Origin of the sequence: Serpens gallinarum (assembly GCF_014836765.1) — a bacterium.
Lineage (GTDB): Bacteria > Pseudomonadota > Gammaproteobacteria > Pseudomonadales > Pseudomonadaceae > Serpens > Serpens gallinarum.
The window spans coordinates 37313-51476 of record NZ_JACSQG010000009.1; the positions used below are offsets into that span (position 1 = coordinate 37313).

Sequence of the window (14164 nt, forward strand, 5' to 3'; positions counted from 1 at the left end):
CGTATGCGCACTGTGTGCCATGGGGGGAAGAGTGACGGGGCACAGGGGCTAGCGTTTGTGAAAGATTTCCGCGGTGTAGGCATCGCCAAAAACACGGTCTACTTTCAAAGGCGGTTGTGAGAGTTACATCACAAGGATTTGATCAAGGAGCGATCAATGAACACCCCGCCACTCGACTACATGTCCCCCGAAAACCTGCTTGAGCTGGAGCGCATTCGCCGCAAGGCACGGCGCTATATCCAAACGAACCCGCCGCAGGGCCCCGCCATTTTCAACCGGGTGGAGCCGCTCGAGCTGGAGGACATGGAGCCCGTGGACAGCCGTCATTATCCCCGCTTCACCGCGTGCTGAGCTCCACGGGTTGCGAGTGTGCCTAGTAGCCCGTCGAACGATCGACCCTAGCTGTTGGCTTCAAATATCACATAGACCTTCTCGCAGGTTTCCAGCACTTCCCAGGTGCCGTTGAAACCGGCGGGAATCACGAAGCGGTCGCCTTGGGCGAGTTCCTTGCGGTTACCGTTCTGATCGGTAATGACCGAGCGGCCAGCGAGAATTTCGCAGTACTCATGTTCGGTGTAGTGGACTTTCCATACGCCCGGTTCGCCTTTCCAGGTACCCGCCTGGAACTGGCTGCACGGACTGGCATAGACGCTGCGCACGCTTTGTTGCGGGTTGCCGGAGATGATTTTTTCGGTAGCCGGCAGGTAGTGCTCTGCGGCTGGCGTTGCGGTGGCGAAATCGATGATCTGTTCGATGGTCATTAGAGGCCTCGGAGAAGGAGAGGTTGGCGGTCCGGCGATCCGTCATGTAAACAAACCTGGCTAGGACGTTGGCTTGTGACTTCCTTGGACGTTGAAGGAGAAAGGCGTAACAATCGGCCCCCACAACAATAATCAGCCGGTAAGGACGCGTCCATGACCACCCCAAACTATGACCTCGTGGTGTTTGGCGCCACCAGCTTTGTTGGCCAGATTCTCACTCACTACCTGGCCGAGCATCTGTCGAGCCAGGACGTGCAGTTACGTTGGGCCATTGCCGGACGTGCCGAAAACAAACTCAATGAACTCAAACGCGCGCTGGGTACAGCGGGGCAGTCGCTGCCGATCATCGTGGCAGATGCGGCCAACGAAGCCCAGTTGCAGGCCATGTGCACGCAAACGCGGGTGGTGGTGTCCACCGTTGGCCCCTATGCGTTGTATGGCGAACCGCTGGTCAAGGTTTGCGCAGAAAGTGGCACGGACTATTGCGACCTCACCGGGGAAACCCAGTGGATCAAGCGGATGATCGAGAAATACGAGCCCATTGCTCAGCAATCGGGCGCGCGCATCGTGCATTGCTGTGGTTTTGACTCAGTGCCGTCGGACATGGGCGTGCGCTTTCTGCAGGAACAGGCCATGACCCAATGGGGCATGCCCGCCACCCACGTCAAGATGCGCGTCAAGACGCTCAAGGGCGGTGCGTCCGGCGGCACAGTGGCCAGCGTGGTCAATCTGGTGAAGGAGGCGGCCGCCGACCCCGCGTTGCGCAAGGAGTTGGCCAATCCCTATTCCCTGTGTCCCCAGGACCACGGTTTCACGCTGCGTCAGCACTCGCTCAAAACCGCCCAATTCGATCAGGACTTCAATGCCTGGACAGCGCCCTTCGTGATGGCTGCGATCAACGAGCGTGTGGTGCACCGATCCAATGCCTTGTCGGGCAACGCTTATGGCAGTCGGTTCAGCTACGACGAAGCCGTGCTCACGGGCACCGGGATGAAGGGTCGCTTGGCGGCGTTGTCCATGGTGGCCGGCCTGGGCGCGTTCATGTTGGGCATCGTCATTAAGCCCGTGCGCGGCCTGATGGAGCGTTTCCTGCTGCCCAAACCGGGTGAAGGTCCGAGCCCGGAAGCGCAATTGACGGGTCGCTATGACATGCGTTTCTTCGGCCGAACCGATAACGGCCAGACCCTGCGGGTCAAGGTCACCGGTGATCGTGACCCCGGATACGGCTCCACCGGCAAGATGCTCGGGCAAGCGGCAATCAGCCTCGCGCTGGACCATACCAACGACGGCAGCAAGCCCGGACGTCCAGGAGGCTTCTGGACTCCCGCCAGCTTCTTCGATGAACGCTTTATCGAGCGGCTGACGCGCTACGCAGGGTTGCGCTTTGAGCGGCTGTGAAGAGGTGTGCGAACATGTAAACGCCTCGCGGCTCCACACAACGATGTGAGTCGCTCCACCTTCCGTTTCCGATTGAGTGTTCCATGCCTTCGACCGCGTGTTCTGTCCCGCTATACCTGCCCCCCTGCGAGGCCCGGCGATGAACGATGTCACCCTTGAGCTGGTGCCCACCGAGCGGGAACAGATGCCGCTGATCCGCAACCTCTATCAGTTCTACCTGTATGAGTCTTCGGATTGGGAGCAGGAAGATGTGGAGGTGGATGGCCGTTTCTACATTCACGACGAGCACCTGGTTCGTTATTGGCAAGAGCCGGGCTGGAGTGCCCAGTTGTTGCTGGTTGACGGCTTTATTGCCGGTTTCCTGTTGATCGAGCGCAGTGAGCTGCCCGGCGTGGATGCCTTGGAGCTGGCGGACCTGTTTATTCTGAAAAAGTACCGCCGCCAGGGTATCGGGCGCGCCTTGGCTACTCAGGTATTGATGAGTGGCGAGGACAACTGGCTGGTGCGTTTTTACGGCCAGGATGAAATTGCCCTGGCGTTCTGGCGCTCGGTACTGGCCGATCTGCCCAGGCCGGTTGAGGCTCTGGAGCTGGATGACGAGCCCGACTTGTTGAGCTTTCTGATCACGCGGCTGCTGCATTGATTCGAGTTCCTTCGGATCATGCAGTCGACTCCCCTGTAGGCGAGCCAGCCGGCGAAGCCAGTGGCGTGGGATTTGCGTAAAATGCGCCGCTTTGCTTCTGTGAAATATCCCAATGAATTCCGACGCCATCGAAACCCTGCGCCAGCACTTGCTGGCTGCCCTGAATCCCGCCCCCGTGGAAACCCGCCGTTTGTTTCACGGGCGTGGACGCTGCTGGGCGGGCCTGGAGCATGTCACCGCCGACTGGTTGCAGGGCATTGTGCTGGTCTGCCTGTTCCGCGAGCCGGAGGCCGCCGAGCTGGAGGCGTTGAAGCGGATGCTGATGACATTGATTGAGTCACCTGCCTGGCAGCAAAGCCAGGCGCATACGCTGTTGCTGCAGCACCGTTATTTGCCGGAGAGCACCACGGAGTTCCTGCTCGGCGAAGAGCGGGATGAGTGGCAGATCAGCGAGAACGGTCTGCACTTCAAACTGTATATCGGCAAAAAGCAGAACAACGGCCTGTTTCTGGACATGCGGTACGGCCGTCGCTGGGTGCAGGAACAGGCTGAAGGCAAGCGTGTGCTGAACCTGTTCGCCTATACCTGCGGCTTTTCAGTGGCGGCGATGGCGGGCGGGGCGGAGCAGGTGGTGAACCTGGACATGGCCAAGGCAGCCTTGAGCCGTGGGCGCGACAATCATCGCCTGAACGGCCACGACCTGAGCAGGGTGAGTTTTCTCGGCCATGAACTGTTCAAGTCCTGGGGCAAGGTGAAGAAATACGGCCCCTACGACTTGATCATCATCGATCCGCCATCGTTTCAGAAAGGCAGCTTCGCGCTGAGCAGGGACTACCAGAAAATCCTGCGCCGCTTGCCGGAGCTACTGGCCGAGCAGGGCACCGTGCTGGCGTGCGTAAACGACCCGGATACCGGCCCGGACTTCCTGATCGCCGGTATGGCGGCGGAGGCGCCCAGCTTGCGCTTCGTCGAGCGGCTGGAAAATCCGCCCGAGTTTCCCGATATTCATGGGGACAGTGGGTTGAAGGCATTGGTGTTCAGGCAGGAACACATGCGGCTCTCATAAGCGGTCAAGCAAAAGCCATGAACAGAAGCCTCCGGTGGAGGTCTTTGTCGGACACATAATGCTGCATCGCACGCGCAGAAGATGGCCCTGAGCCCTAGGACCTTGCCCATGAATGACACCGAACTGCTCAAGATCCTGAAGGCCCGTTTTGAACAGCACATGCAGCGCCATCCGGACATTATCTGGTCTGAGGTGCAGGCGCGGCTGAAGCCGGCGTCCCTTGAATCACTCCAGGCCATGGAAGACACAGGTGGCGAGCCGGACGTGATTGGGCGGGATGACGCCACGGCAGGAGGTTTCCTCTTTTGCGACTGTTCGACAGAGAGCCCTTCCGGTCGCCGCAGCCTTTGCTACGACCAAGCTGCCCTGGACGCGCGCAAGGAGAACAAACCCCAGTCCAGCGCGCTTGAAAGGGCGGTTTCCATGGGCATCACGCTTTTAACCGAAGAGCAATACCGAGCGCTTCAGCAACTGGGGGAGTTCGATACGCGGACCTCCAGCTGGATCGAGACGCCGGATGCGGTGCGAATGCTCGGCGGAGCGATTTTTGGCGACCGCCGTTATGGCCGGGTATTCATTTATCACAACGGTGCCCAATCGTATTACGCGGCCAGAGGGTTTCGCGGTTTGCTGCGCGTTTGAGATACACCGCACCGCAGGTCTGTCCGCTGGAAATGGCTGCGAGATGACGGGGCGGTTTGAATTGCAGAATGACACCTTTACCGATTGGATGGCGCGGCTCGCTATGAGCGCCATTTTCGTGCTCCGCAACCGGTCGTCGATGCGCCCTTCGAGCCGAGTTTAGCGGGCCAGCAGCTCACAGGTACGCTCTTGCGACTTGGGACGCTCGGCTTGGTGGAGCTCGGCCTCATCGCCGCAGCGGTGTATTGCTGTGTCTGGACGAGTCCGCTGCTGTCCCAGGCACAGTCCTCAGGCCGCAATCCGCCGCTGCGCCCAGCTCGCCGAGGCAAACAACCCAAACCCCAGCGCGATGCCCAGCGCATCGGCCAGCAGGTCGGCGTATTCGGCGAAGCGGTAGCCGCTCAGCGCTTGCAGGATTTCGATGCCGATGCCGTAGGCGCACAGGCCGGCGGCCAGCAGCAGCGCCTGTTGTGGAAAGGACCAGCGGCCAAGCAGGGTCAGTACGCAGAAGGCCAGCACATGGTTGCCCTTGTCCCAACCGGTGCTGAGGCGCGGATCGGGATCGTTGAGCAGGGAAAGGACAAGGACCGAGATCAGGCAGATCAAGAAGGCCAGGCGCCAGAGCCAGCGGGGAATCAGAGCTAACAGCTGCATGCGAATGGTCAATCCATGAACAAATAGAGGTGAGGGCCGCGTAATGCCGTCCGGTCTTCTTCCGACCTACGCTAGAAAACTCAGCGACCTTTGACCGTGCGGCCGTTGACTTCACCGGACTTGAGCATGATCTGGTATTCCTTGCCGTCGGTTTCCACCTGATGCAGGCGCACCAGCAGGTAGTTCCAGTCCTTGGCGAACCACATGGTGGTCTTGCGGCGGCTCTTGGTGGGGTCTCGCACGCGCTCGACCTTAAGGGCATCGACTACACCGGCGCGGGTGCGCACCGCTTCTTCGCCGAGGACGCGAAAGTCATAAGTCTCGACGTCGTCGCCGTCGAGGACCTGGTAACTCATGCTGGTCTTGCCGTCGGCAACGTCATACTGCAGGGCGATCTGATAAGTGGATTTGTCCAGCAGGCCCCGATTGAGCGGCACGCGCAGCGGCTTGCCGCGTTCGCTGCCCAGTACTTGTCTGCTGCTCCAGTCGAAGTCGTGCTCGATTTCCTTGCTCTTGCCCAGACCGCTGCGGCGGTACTGGTAGGTCAGGGGCTGGAGGCTGTTATTGGTCACGCGAAAGGTGCTGTCCTCGGTCAGGCTGGCCACCAGCATGGAGGCCTTGAAACGCAGTTTCCAGGTGTTGTCCTGTTGCTGGACGAGGCTGCGCTCAGCCGAGCCGCTGACCGGTACTTGCTTGAAGTCAGCCGTGTAGCTGGCCGAAAAAGGCTGCAGTTCGAAGCCTTGTGCGGGCAGGCAGAACAAGGCACTCACCAGCAAAAGGACTCGATGCATTACCAGTTCTCCTAGGCTCGAATCAGCGTGCCGCACGCCGGCAGGGGCACGCCGTCCAGCATTGCGCTATCGCCATCCAGTTGCAAGCGACCCTCTGCGAACCAGCGCATGGCCAGAGGATAGATGCGGTGTTCGAGCTGATGCACACGCATCGCCAGGCTTTGCGCGGTGTCGCCTGGGGTGACGGCGGTTACGGCCTGTACGACCAATGCCCCGCCATCGAGTTCCTCGGTAACGAAATGCACGCTGCAGCCATGTTCGGCGTCGCCCGCTTCTAGAACGCGCGTGTGAGTGTCCAATCCCTTGTACTTGGGAAGCAGCGAAGGGTGGATGTTCAGCAGGCGGCCTTGGTAATGACGCACGAAGCCGGGCGTGAGAATGCGCATGAAGCCGGCCAATATCACCAGGTTCGGTGCGTAGGCATCAATGGCTTGGATGAGCGCTGAATCGAAGGCTTCTCGATCGGCGAACCCTTTGTGATCCAGCACGGCGGTGGGAATGCCCGCCTGGGCGGCACGGGTCAGGCCGTAGGCATCGGCGCGGTTGGAAATCACCGCGCTGATGCGCGCCGGGGTATCCCCGGCGGCGAGGCTGTCGATCATCGCCTGCAGGTTGCTGCCGCTGCCGGAAATCAGCACCACGACATTGCAGGGTGCGCCCATCAGTGTTGTTTCAGGTTGTTCAGCACGACACGTTCGGCTGCGCCGGCTGCCGCATTGATCTGGCCGATCACCCAGGGCTGTTCGCCGCTGGCGCGCAGGTGGGCGAGAACGGTCTCGACCTGATCCTGCGCCACGCAGATGACCATGCCGACGCCGCAGTTGAGGACGCGATGCATCTCGTGCTCGTCGACGTTGCCTTGTTGCTGCAGCCAGTCGAACACCGCCGGGCGGGTCCAGCTGGCGGCATCGACTACCGCCTGGGCGCCTTCGGGCAGTACGCGGGGAATGTTGTCCAGCAGGCCGCCGCCGGTGATGTGCGCCATGGCCTTCACCGCGCCGGTGTCCTTGATCAGCGCCAGCAGCGGCTTGACGTAGATGCGCGTCGGCGCCATCAGCAGCTCGCTGAGCGCTGTGCCGTCCAGTTGGATGGTTTCGATGTCGGCGCCGGAGACTTCGAGGATCTTGCGGATCAGCGAGTAGCCATTGGAGTGCGGGCCGGAAGAGGGCAGTGCGATCAGCGCATCGCCAGCAGCGACTTTCGAGCCGTCAATGATTTCGCTTTTTTCCACCACACCCACGCAGAAGCCGGCCAGGTCGTAGTCTTCGCCTTCATACATGCCGGGCATTTCGGCGGTTTCGCCGCCTACCAGCGAGCAGCCGGCCAATTCGCAGCCCGTGCCAATGCCGGTCACTACAGTGGCCGCCACATCGACGTTGAGTTTGCCGGTGGCGTAGTAGTCGAGGAAGAACAGCGGCTCGGCACCGCAGACCACCAAGTCGTTGACGCACATGGCCACCAGGTCCTGGCCGATGCTGTCGTGCTTGTTCAGGTTCAGCGCCAGGCGCAGCTTGGTGCCGACGCCGTCAGTGCCCGAAACCAGGACCGGTTGCTTGTAGCCGGCAGGGATTTCACACAGGGCGCCGAAGCCGCCCAGACCGCCCATCACCTCAGGACGTGCAGTGCGTTTGGCTACGCCCTTGATGCGCTCGACCAGCGCTTCGCCCGCGTCGATGTCGACTCCGGCGTCCTTGTAGCTAATGGAGGGTTGCTTGCTCATAAAATCCGGCCTTTTGGGGAGAGTGCGTAGGGGCGAGCGGGCCTGTGGCCTGTTTGGCGGGTTCAGTTAGTCAACTTCGACGAAGTTGAGTTAACCAACCAACCGCACAGGCCACTGGGGGCGCATCGCGAAGGCGCGCGATTTTATCAGGCTTGCCGGTCAGCGGCCATTCCCGCGCGGTTGCAGTTGCCGTCAGGTGAGTGGCTGTTTAAGGTATGGCACTTTCATATCGCGGTGGAAGCCGCTTATTTCGGGAATTTTTCATGAGCCTGATAGCCCGCCTGTTGGTCATGTGTTGTATGTCGTTGCTCTCTCTGGCCAGCCTTGCCGCGCCCGTGAACGGCTTGTATCAGGTACGTGAAGCGGTGCTCGGCCAGCAGGCTGTGGAGCGCGAGCAGGTGCTGCGTCAGGCTCTGGATACCTTGGTGATGCGCCTGTCGGGTGATCCCGCTGCGCTGGAAAATCCCGCTGTCATTGCCTTGCGCGAGAAGCCGCAGCGCTTGATCAGCCAATATGCCTATGACGGCAACATGCTGGTGGTGGATTTTGATCCGGCCACCAGCATGCAGGCCTTGCGTGACGCCGGGTTGCCACTATGGGGCGCCGACCGACCCGCCGTGTTGGTGTGGTGGCTGAACGAGTCCGCCAGGGGCAGTCTGTTAGTGGGTGATACCCAGGAAAGTTCGGCGTTGTTGCGCCGCGCTGCTCAGCACCGCGGGCTGCCTGTGCGGGTGCCGCTGGCGGATTTGTCCGAACAGTGGGTCGGCACACCGTCAGCCTTGAGTGGCAAGAATCTTTCGGCCTTGCGTGACGCCTCTGCCCGCTACGCCGCGGACGTGCTGTTGACGGTCTATGCCCGTCAAGCCAGAGGATCGCAGTGGCAGGCCCATTGGCGCTTGTGGCATGGCGAGCAGTTGCTACAGGGGCAAGTGGCCGGAGCCAACCCCGCCGTATTGAACGACGCCGTGTTATTGGCAGTGCAGCAGGCGCTGGCGCCGCTTTTCGTGGTTCGCCCCGGCGGTGAAGAAGTGCTTACGCTGGTGGTGAGTAATGTTGATCTGCCGCGCTATGCCGAACTCGAGCGACTCCTGGAGCCTTTTGCTCCGCGTCTGCTGCGCGCCGATGGCAAGGTATTGACCTATCGGCTCAAGGCCAGCGCCGAGCAGCTGCGGGCTCAGCTGGCGCTGGCTCGCCTGCAAGAACTGCCTGCGGCGGCGGTGCAGGGCGACGGCGTGATGGAGGCACGCGCTTCGGTGCTGCGCTTTCACTAACCAATAATTGATTGCTGTTGTTCCGGTTCTTGCCTGTATTCTGCTGGGTTTGCGCAAGTCTTTGATTTTATTTGAGTAGACTTGCGTTGTATGGCTCTGGGGTGGGGTATACACTTTTTGCACTTCCCACTGGAGCGCCCTCGCGGCTTCAAGGAGCCTTCAGGCCCGGCATGAAACCAGTTCAGCTTCCTCTTGGCGTGCGTCTGCGCGACGACGCCACCTTTGCCAATTACTACCCCGGTGCCAACGCAGCCGCTGTTGGGTATGTCGAACGTCTCTGCGAAGCCGAAGCCGGCTGGGCTGAAAGTCTCATTTATCTATGGGGAAGCGCAGGGGTTGGGCGCAGCCATCTGCTGCAGGCTGCTTGCCTGCGTCTCGAACAGAACGGTGAACCTGCGCTGTATCTGCCGCTTGGGGAAGTCGCCGAGCTAGGCCCAGAGATTCTCGACAATCTGGAAAGCTATGAACTGATTTGTCTGGATGATCTGGATGCGATCGCCGGGCGTGCGGAGTGGGAAGAGGCTCTTTTCCATCTGTTCAACCGCTTGCGCGATTCCGGTCGACGCCTGTTGCTCTCGGCTTCCGCCTCGCCACGCGAGTTGGCGGTGAAACTGCCGGACTTGCAGTCGCGGCTGTCCCTGTCGCTGGTCTTTCAACTCCAGGAACTCTCCGACGAAGATAAGCTGCGTGCGCTGCAGTTGCGCGCCTCGCGCCGAGGCCTGCATCTGACCGATGAGGTGGGCCGCTTCATTCTCACCCGGGGCGCACGCAGCATGAGTGCGCTATTCGAGCTGCTTGAGCAACTGGACCAGGCCTCCCTGCAGGCGCAGCGCAAGCTGACCATTCCCTTCCTCAAGGAAACCCTGGGCTGGTAAACCTTGGTAATCGTCGGGTGGACAACCGTTTTTTGGTTGTCCACCAAGCAGCGAGGGTGAATGCAAAACGACATCCACCCAGGGGGCGCTCTTTCCTTATTCTCCCGCCAGCTTGCGGTCGTACTGGAATCTCCAGCGGGTGTAGTACATGGCGCTGCAAAACAGCAGCAGGCTGAGTAGCGCTTCGACCCAGCCGTACAGGCTGCGGGCCGGGTCAGTGGCCGCCAAGACACCCTGGATGAAGTAGATATTCACCACAAAGCACAACCAGGCGTGGGCGCGGGCGCTGCCCATCAGGATGCCTGGGGCAAGCAATACGAGCGGCAGCAGCACAATGCTCAGCACCACCCAGGGGCGAGCGCCATGCAGATCGGCAAAGAAGCCGTTCCAGATACCAATCAACAGCGCCAGGGCCAAAAAGCTGAGCAGGCTGATAGCGCGGGTGACGGCCAGGCGTGGCTTGAGCCATGCAAGGGACGGCAAGGGCTTGGGCGTTTTAGCCACGGGAGTTCTCCAGACTGCGGGCAGTGTTAGCCAGGCGCTGGCCAAGGGCACGGCACAGGGCAATTTCATGTTCGTCCAGGGCGCGTTTGGCATCAGCGCCGGCATGGTGGCTCGGGCCATAGGGCGTGCCGCCGCCGCGGGTGTCGATCAGGGCGGACTCGCTGTAGGGCAGGCCGCAGATCAGCATGCCGTGGTGCAGCAGCGGCATCATCATCGATAGCAGGGTGGTTTCCTGGCCGCCATGCAGGCTGGCAGTGGAGGTGAACACGCCCGCCGGCTTGCCGACCAGGCCGCCAGTCAGCCACAGGCTGTTGGTGCCATCGAGGAAGTACTTCAGCGGTGCGGCCATGTTGCCGAAGCGAGTTGGGCTGCCCAGGGCAAGACCGGCACAGTTCTTCAGGTCATCGAGGGTGGCATAGAGAGCGCCCTCCTCGGGAATGCTTGGCGCGATCGCTTCGCATTCAGTGGACACCGCTGGCACGGTACGCAGACGGGCTTCCAGGCCGGCCTGTTCCACGCCGCGGGCGATATGCCGGGCCATGTTGGCAGTCGCGCCGTGGCGGCTGTAATACAGCACCAGAATGTAGGGCGTGCTCATGCCAGGATCTCCAGAACGGTCTCTGGCGGACGACCGACCACCGCCTTGTCGCCAGCCACCAGAATCGGGCGTTCGATCAGCTTTGGATGGGACGCCATGGCCTCGATCAGTTGCGCTTCTGTCAGAGTGGCGTCTGCCAGGTTGAGCGTCTTGTATTCATCTTCACCGGTGCGCAGCAACTGCCGGGCATTGAAGCCGAGCTTGGCAAGCAGCGCCTGCAGTTCGGTGGCGCTGGGTGGGGTTTCCAGGTAGCGCACCACGGTCGGGGTGAGGCCGCGGGCTTCGAGCAGTTCCAGAGCGCCACGTGATTTCGAGCAGCGCGGATTGTGGTACAGGATCAATTCGGTCATGGCAGGTCGCTTCCGGCGTAAGGTGGCGGGTATTCTACCCATCTGGACGCGGGGCTGAAGGCTCTGGTGTGCCATTCGGGCTGCAGCGTGGCGCGTAGTTCGGCTTCTGACATGAATAATCGCGCGCAGGCGGGTACCCAATTTCAAGGAGACGGCATGCGTCAACGGTTGTTGGATATCGGAGAGTTCTGGAACTTTCTCTGGCAGCGCTTTCTGACCGACCGCGGGCCGAACAGCGCGGCGGCACTGACCTATACCACGCTGTTCGCCGTAGTGCCGATGATGACGGTGACCTTCGCCATGCTCTCGGTTGTACCGGCGTTTCGCGAGGTGGGAGAAAGCCTGCAGGCCTTTGTCTTTCGCAATTTCGTGCCTTCCACCGGCGCTACTCTGTTGGCCTATCTGCAGGGCTTCAGTATCCAGGCCCGCCAGCTTACTTGGCTGGGCGTGGCTTTTTTGATGGTCACCGCGCTGTTGATGATGCTGACCATTGAAAAAGCCTTCAACACCATTTGGCGGGTGCGCCAGCCACGCCGGGGTGTGAGCAGTTTCCTGATCTACTGGGCGATTCTGAGCCTGGGGCCGTTGCTGTTGGGGGCCGGCTTTGCGATCAGTACCTACATCGCCTCGCTCTCGCTGCTCTCCGGACCGGATGCCTTGTTCGGGGTGGGCGGGCTGTTTCGCCTCGCGCCGTTGCTACTCGGCGTGGCCGCGTTCACCTTGTTGTATGCGGTGTTGCCCAATACCCGCGTGCCGTTGCGCCATGCCTTCTTGGGTGGGGTGTTCTGCGCACTGCTGTTCGAGGCGGCGAAAAAGCTGTTCAGCTTGTATGTCAGTCTGTTCCCTGCGTATCAGCTGATTTATGGCGCCTTCGCCACGGTGCCGCTGTTTCTGCTGTGGATCTATGTGTCCTGGCTGATCGTGCTGTTTGGCGCCGAATTGACCTGCAACCTGTCGTCGACCAAGGCCTGGCGGGCGCGCCCTTTGCCGCGCCTGCTGGCGACGTTGGGTATTTTGCGTGTGCTGCAGGAACGCCAGCGGCAGGGGACCACGCTGCGCTTTTTGGACGTACGCAAGGAGGGCTGGCCGCTGCCGGAAGAGGAATGGCATGAGGTGCTGGCTTTTCTGCACAGTGAAAAGCTCGTCTGCCGCACTGGCGGTAATGCCTGGGTGCTAAGCCGCGACCTGCATCATTACCAGCTGCATACTCTGATCAGCCGCAGTCCCTGGCCATTGCCGGCACTGGAACGACTGCCGGAACACTTGCCCGAGCCCTGGTACCCGGCCCTGCTCGAGGATCTGGGAGCGCTTCAGGCAGAGCGAACGCGAATTTTTAGCGGCAACCTGGCCGATTGGTTACGCGGCTCCACGAACGGAGAAACGGAGAGGAACAAATGAGCGGATTGGCAAGAATCATTCTGGTGACCCTGCTCGGCTTGGGCCTGGTCGGTTGTGCCGACAGCGACCTGGGCTTCGATCAGCATGGCAAGGTCGTGCGTGCGGACAGCCTCGAGGGGCGGTGGCTGGTCGTCAACTACTGGGCGGAATGGTGCGCGCCGTGTCGCAAGGAGATTCCCGAGCTCAATGCCCTCGAGCAGCAATTGAACGGGCAGGGCGTGCGCATTCTGGGCGTCAATTTCGATGCCTTGCAAGGCGACTCGCTGCAGCAGGCCGCTGACAAGATGGGCATTGCCTTTACTGTGCTTGCCGACGACCCCGCAGCGCGCTACGACCTGCCACGCAGCAAGGTACTGCCGGTGACCTACATCATCGACGACCAGGGCCAGGTGCGAGAGCAATTGCTCGGCGAGCAGACTGCGCAGGGACTGACCGCACGGCTCCAGGCATTGCGAGCGCAATAGAGGGAGACCGCTATGCAAATCTGTCGGCACGTGAGGGTAAGCGGCAGGGTCCAGGGCGTGTACTACCGCCAGAGTGCCGCTGATCAGGCAGTGGCTTTGCAGGTGCGCGGCTGGGTGCGCAATCTGGACGATGGGCGCGTCGAGGCGATGCTCGAAGGTGAGGAGCACGCGGTGCTGAAACTGATCGAGTGGATGAAGCAAGGGCCGTCCGCCGCCCATGTGGATGCGGTGGAGGTTTCCGAGTCGGCCATGCAGGGCATGACGGGCTTTCACATTCGGCGCTGAACGCTGAACGTAGCGTAATCGCAAGCGGCGAGAGGTTATGGCGATACCGTGGAAAGGATCACGCCTCTACGTAGCATTTACTTCGCGCCACAAACAACGCGCCCGCGGCTGAAACCAGGCGCGGGCGCGATGAAGGATGGCGGACGATCAGCGAATCAGGCTGAGGAACTCGCTGCGAGTTGCAGGGTTGCTGCGGAACTGGCCCAGCATCACAGACGTGACCATGGTGGAGTTCTGCTTCTCTACACCGCGCATCATCATGCACATGTGCTGGGCTTCGATGACCACCGCTACGCCGGCGGCATCGGTGATCGACTCGATGGCTTCGGCGATTTCGCGGGTGAGGTTTTCCTGAATCTGCAGGCGGCGCGCAAACATGTCGACGATGCGCGCAACCTTGGACAGCCCCAGTACCTTGCCATTGGGCATGTAGGCGACATGGGCCTTGCCAATGAACGGCAGGATGTGATGCTCGCACAGCGAATACAGCTCGATATTCTTGACCAGCACCATCTCGCTGTTGTCGGAGCTGAACAGCGCGCCGTTGGTGACCTCTTCAAGGGTCTGTTGATAGCCCTTGCAGAGAAACTGCATGGCTTTGGCGGCACGTTTGGGCGTATCGACCAGGCCTTCGCGGGTCACGTCCTCGCCGAGCTGGCCGAGGATCGCGGTGTAGCTTTGTTCCAGGGACATTTAACTACCTGTCAGAATTCATGGGGCGCGAGGGGCGAAGGGTAGGGGGTG

19 protein-coding genes are annotated in these 14164 nt (G+C 61.1%); 10 read left to right on the top strand and 9 right to left on the bottom strand.

Annotation, left to right across the window (positions count from 1 at the left end; translation table 11 throughout):
- The first annotated feature begins 156 nt into the window (after nucleotides 1-156).
- Nucleotides 157-351 carry a hypothetical protein gene (locus tag H9642_RS14730; protein ID WP_251837218.1) on the top strand — a complete coding sequence of 65 codons (195 nt, stop codon included), beginning with the start codon at nucleotides 157-159 and terminating at the stop codon, nucleotides 349-351.
- Between the two features lie 47 nt (nucleotides 352-398).
- Here H9642_RS14730 and H9642_RS14735 read toward each other — a convergent pair whose 3' ends face one another.
- Complete coding sequence (locus H9642_RS14735; RefSeq protein ID WP_251837219.1) at nucleotides 399-761, bottom strand: cupin domain-containing protein; 363 nt, start codon at nucleotides 759-761, stop codon at nucleotides 399-401.
- 153 nt (nucleotides 762-914) lie between these two features.
- Between H9642_RS14735 and H9642_RS14740 the strand changes: the two genes are divergently transcribed.
- The 4 genes from H9642_RS14740 to H9642_RS14755 all read left to right on the top strand — a co-directional run bounded on the left by H9642_RS14740 (nucleotide 915) and on the right by H9642_RS14755 (nucleotide 4510).
- Nucleotides 915-2159, top strand: a complete 1245-nt coding sequence (locus tag H9642_RS14740; RefSeq protein ID WP_251837220.1) for a saccharopine dehydrogenase family protein — start codon at nucleotides 915-917, stop codon at nucleotides 2157-2159.
- A gap of 139 nt (nucleotides 2160-2298) precedes the next feature.
- On the top strand, nucleotides 2299-2802 hold the full coding sequence (locus tag H9642_RS14745; protein ID WP_251837221.1) for a GNAT family N-acetyltransferase: 504 nt from the start codon (nucleotides 2299-2301) through the stop codon (nucleotides 2800-2802).
- 112 nt (nucleotides 2803-2914) lie between these two features.
- Nucleotides 2915-3868: a class I SAM-dependent methyltransferase gene (locus H9642_RS14750; protein ID WP_251837222.1), complete on the top strand. Its 954-nt coding sequence runs from the start codon at nucleotides 2915-2917 to the stop codon at nucleotides 3866-3868.
- A 108-nt stretch (nucleotides 3869-3976) separates the two neighbouring features.
- Complete coding sequence (locus H9642_RS14755; RefSeq protein ID WP_251837223.1) at nucleotides 3977-4510, top strand: DUF4256 domain-containing protein; 534 nt, start codon at nucleotides 3977-3979, stop codon at nucleotides 4508-4510.
- 288 nt (nucleotides 4511-4798) lie between these two features.
- Here H9642_RS14755 and H9642_RS14760 read toward each other — a convergent pair whose 3' ends face one another.
- The 4 genes from H9642_RS14760 to purM form a co-directional block, all read right to left on the bottom strand.
- Nucleotides 4799-5164, bottom strand: coding sequence for a VanZ family protein (locus tag H9642_RS14760; RefSeq protein WP_251837224.1), 366 nt, complete (start codon nucleotides 5162-5164; stop codon nucleotides 4799-4801).
- An 80-nt stretch (nucleotides 5165-5244) separates the two neighbouring features.
- Nucleotides 5245-5955, bottom strand: a complete 711-nt coding sequence (locus tag H9642_RS14765; protein ID WP_251837225.1) for a DUF3108 domain-containing protein — start codon at nucleotides 5953-5955, stop codon at nucleotides 5245-5247.
- Between the two features lie 11 nt (nucleotides 5956-5966).
- Nucleotides 5967-6617 carry a phosphoribosylglycinamide formyltransferase gene (gene purN, locus H9642_RS14770; RefSeq protein ID WP_251837226.1) on the bottom strand — a complete coding sequence of 217 codons (651 nt, stop codon included), beginning with the start codon at nucleotides 6615-6617 and terminating at the stop codon, nucleotides 5967-5969.
- Nucleotides 6617-7675 carry a phosphoribosylformylglycinamidine cyclo-ligase gene (purM, locus tag H9642_RS14775; protein WP_251837227.1) on the bottom strand — a complete coding sequence of 353 codons (1059 nt, stop codon included), beginning with the start codon at nucleotides 7673-7675 and terminating at the stop codon, nucleotides 6617-6619. The genes purN and purM overlap by 1 nt, the downstream gene beginning before the upstream one ends.
- Before the next feature lie 263 nt (nucleotides 7676-7938).
- On the opposite strand from purM, the gene H9642_RS14780 reads away from it, so the two are divergent.
- Nucleotides 7939-8946 carry a DUF2066 domain-containing protein gene (locus H9642_RS14780; RefSeq protein ID WP_251837228.1) on the top strand — a complete coding sequence of 336 codons (1008 nt, stop codon included), beginning with the start codon at nucleotides 7939-7941 and terminating at the stop codon, nucleotides 8944-8946.
- A gap of 170 nt (nucleotides 8947-9116) precedes the next feature.
- Complete coding sequence (gene hda / locus H9642_RS14785) at nucleotides 9117-9821, top strand: DnaA regulatory inactivator Hda (RefSeq protein ID WP_251837229.1); 705 nt, start codon at nucleotides 9117-9119, stop codon at nucleotides 9819-9821.
- A gap of 96 nt (nucleotides 9822-9917) precedes the next feature.
- Here hda and H9642_RS14790 read toward each other — a convergent pair whose 3' ends face one another.
- From H9642_RS14790 to arsC, 3 genes are read right to left on the bottom strand one after another with little or no spacing between them, the layout of a single operon-like run.
- The gene (locus tag H9642_RS14790; RefSeq protein WP_251837230.1) at nucleotides 9918-10325 is read right to left on the bottom strand and encodes a DUF2069 domain-containing protein; all 408 of its coding nucleotides are present in this window, start codon (nucleotides 10323-10325) and stop codon (nucleotides 9918-9920) included.
- On the bottom strand, nucleotides 10318-10923 hold the full coding sequence (gene wrbA, locus H9642_RS14795; protein WP_251837231.1) for an NAD(P)H:quinone oxidoreductase: 606 nt from the start codon (nucleotides 10921-10923) through the stop codon (nucleotides 10318-10320). The genes H9642_RS14790 and wrbA overlap by 8 nt, the downstream gene beginning before the upstream one ends.
- Entirely contained in the window at nucleotides 10920-11273 is a 354-nt protein-coding gene (arsC, locus tag H9642_RS14800) for an arsenate reductase (glutaredoxin) (protein WP_251837232.1), read from the bottom strand. Before arsC ends, wrbA begins: the two co-directional genes overlap by 4 nt.
- Before the next feature lie 156 nt (nucleotides 11274-11429).
- Between arsC and H9642_RS14805 the strand changes: the two genes are divergently transcribed.
- The 3 genes from H9642_RS14805 to H9642_RS14815 are packed head-to-tail and all read left to right on the top strand — an operon-like array spanning nucleotide 11430 to nucleotide 13420.
- Nucleotides 11430-12671, top strand: coding sequence for a YihY family inner membrane protein (locus H9642_RS14805; RefSeq protein ID WP_251837233.1), 1242 nt, complete (start codon nucleotides 11430-11432; stop codon nucleotides 12669-12671).
- Nucleotides 12668-13135, top strand: a complete 468-nt coding sequence (locus tag H9642_RS14810) for a TlpA disulfide reductase family protein (protein ID WP_251837234.1) — start codon at nucleotides 12668-12670, stop codon at nucleotides 13133-13135. The genes H9642_RS14805 and H9642_RS14810 overlap by 4 nt, the downstream gene beginning before the upstream one ends.
- Before the next feature lie 12 nt (nucleotides 13136-13147).
- Nucleotides 13148-13420, top strand: coding sequence for an acylphosphatase (locus H9642_RS14815; protein ID WP_251837235.1), 273 nt, complete (start codon nucleotides 13148-13150; stop codon nucleotides 13418-13420).
- Between the two features lie 147 nt (nucleotides 13421-13567).
- Here the strand turns inward: H9642_RS14815 and folE are convergent, their stop codons facing one another.
- The gene (gene folE, locus H9642_RS14820; RefSeq protein WP_251837236.1) at nucleotides 13568-14113 is read right to left on the bottom strand and encodes a GTP cyclohydrolase I FolE; all 546 of its coding nucleotides are present in this window, start codon (nucleotides 14111-14113) and stop codon (nucleotides 13568-13570) included.
- Between the last annotated feature and the right edge of the window lie 51 nt (nucleotides 14114-14164).

Excerpts from the sequence above, each read along its gene's own strand:
- H9642_RS14730 (WP_251837218.1), top strand. The coding sequence starts at position 157 with ATGAACACCCCGCCACTCGACTACATGTCCCCCGAAAACCTGCTTGAG.
- H9642_RS14735 (WP_251837219.1), bottom strand. The coding sequence starts at position 761 with ATGACCATCGAACAGATCATCGATTTCGCCACCGCAACGCCAGCCGCA.
- H9642_RS14740 (WP_251837220.1), top strand. The coding sequence starts at position 915 with ATGACCACCCCAAACTATGACCTCGTGGTGTTTGGCGCCACCAGCTTT.
- H9642_RS14745 (WP_251837221.1), top strand. The coding sequence starts at position 2,299 with ATGAACGATGTCACCCTTGAGCTGGTGCCCACCGAGCGGGAACAGATG.
- H9642_RS14750 (WP_251837222.1), top strand. The coding sequence starts at position 2,915 with ATGAATTCCGACGCCATCGAAACCCTGCGCCAGCACTTGCTGGCTGCC.
- H9642_RS14755 (WP_251837223.1), top strand. The coding sequence starts at position 3,977 with ATGAATGACACCGAACTGCTCAAGATCCTGAAGGCCCGTTTTGAACAG.
- H9642_RS14760 (WP_251837224.1), bottom strand. The coding sequence starts at position 5,164 with ATGCAGCTGTTAGCTCTGATTCCCCGCTGGCTCTGGCGCCTGGCCTTC.
- H9642_RS14765 (WP_251837225.1), bottom strand. The coding sequence starts at position 5,955 with ATGCATCGAGTCCTTTTGCTGGTGAGTGCCTTGTTCTGCCTGCCCGCA.
- purN (WP_251837226.1), bottom strand. The coding sequence starts at position 6,617 with ATGGGCGCACCCTGCAATGTCGTGGTGCTGATTTCCGGCAGCGGCAGC.
- purM (WP_251837227.1), bottom strand. The coding sequence starts at position 7,675 with ATGAGCAAGCAACCCTCCATTAGCTACAAGGACGCCGGAGTCGACATC.
- H9642_RS14780 (WP_251837228.1), top strand. The coding sequence starts at position 7,939 with ATGAGCCTGATAGCCCGCCTGTTGGTCATGTGTTGTATGTCGTTGCTC.
- hda (WP_251837229.1), top strand. The coding sequence starts at position 9,117 with ATGAAACCAGTTCAGCTTCCTCTTGGCGTGCGTCTGCGCGACGACGCC.
- wrbA (WP_251837231.1), bottom strand. The coding sequence starts at position 10,923 with ATGAGCACGCCCTACATTCTGGTGCTGTATTACAGCCGCCACGGCGCG.
- arsC (WP_251837232.1), bottom strand. The coding sequence starts at position 11,273 with ATGACCGAATTGATCCTGTACCACAATCCGCGCTGCTCGAAATCACGT.
- H9642_RS14805 (WP_251837233.1), top strand. The coding sequence starts at position 11,430 with ATGCGTCAACGGTTGTTGGATATCGGAGAGTTCTGGAACTTTCTCTGG.
- H9642_RS14810 (WP_251837234.1), top strand. The coding sequence starts at position 12,668 with ATGAGCGGATTGGCAAGAATCATTCTGGTGACCCTGCTCGGCTTGGGC.
- H9642_RS14815 (WP_251837235.1), top strand. The coding sequence starts at position 13,148 with ATGCAAATCTGTCGGCACGTGAGGGTAAGCGGCAGGGTCCAGGGCGTG.
- folE (WP_251837236.1), bottom strand. The coding sequence starts at position 14,113 with ATGTCCCTGGAACAAAGCTACACCGCGATCCTCGGCCAGCTCGGCGAG.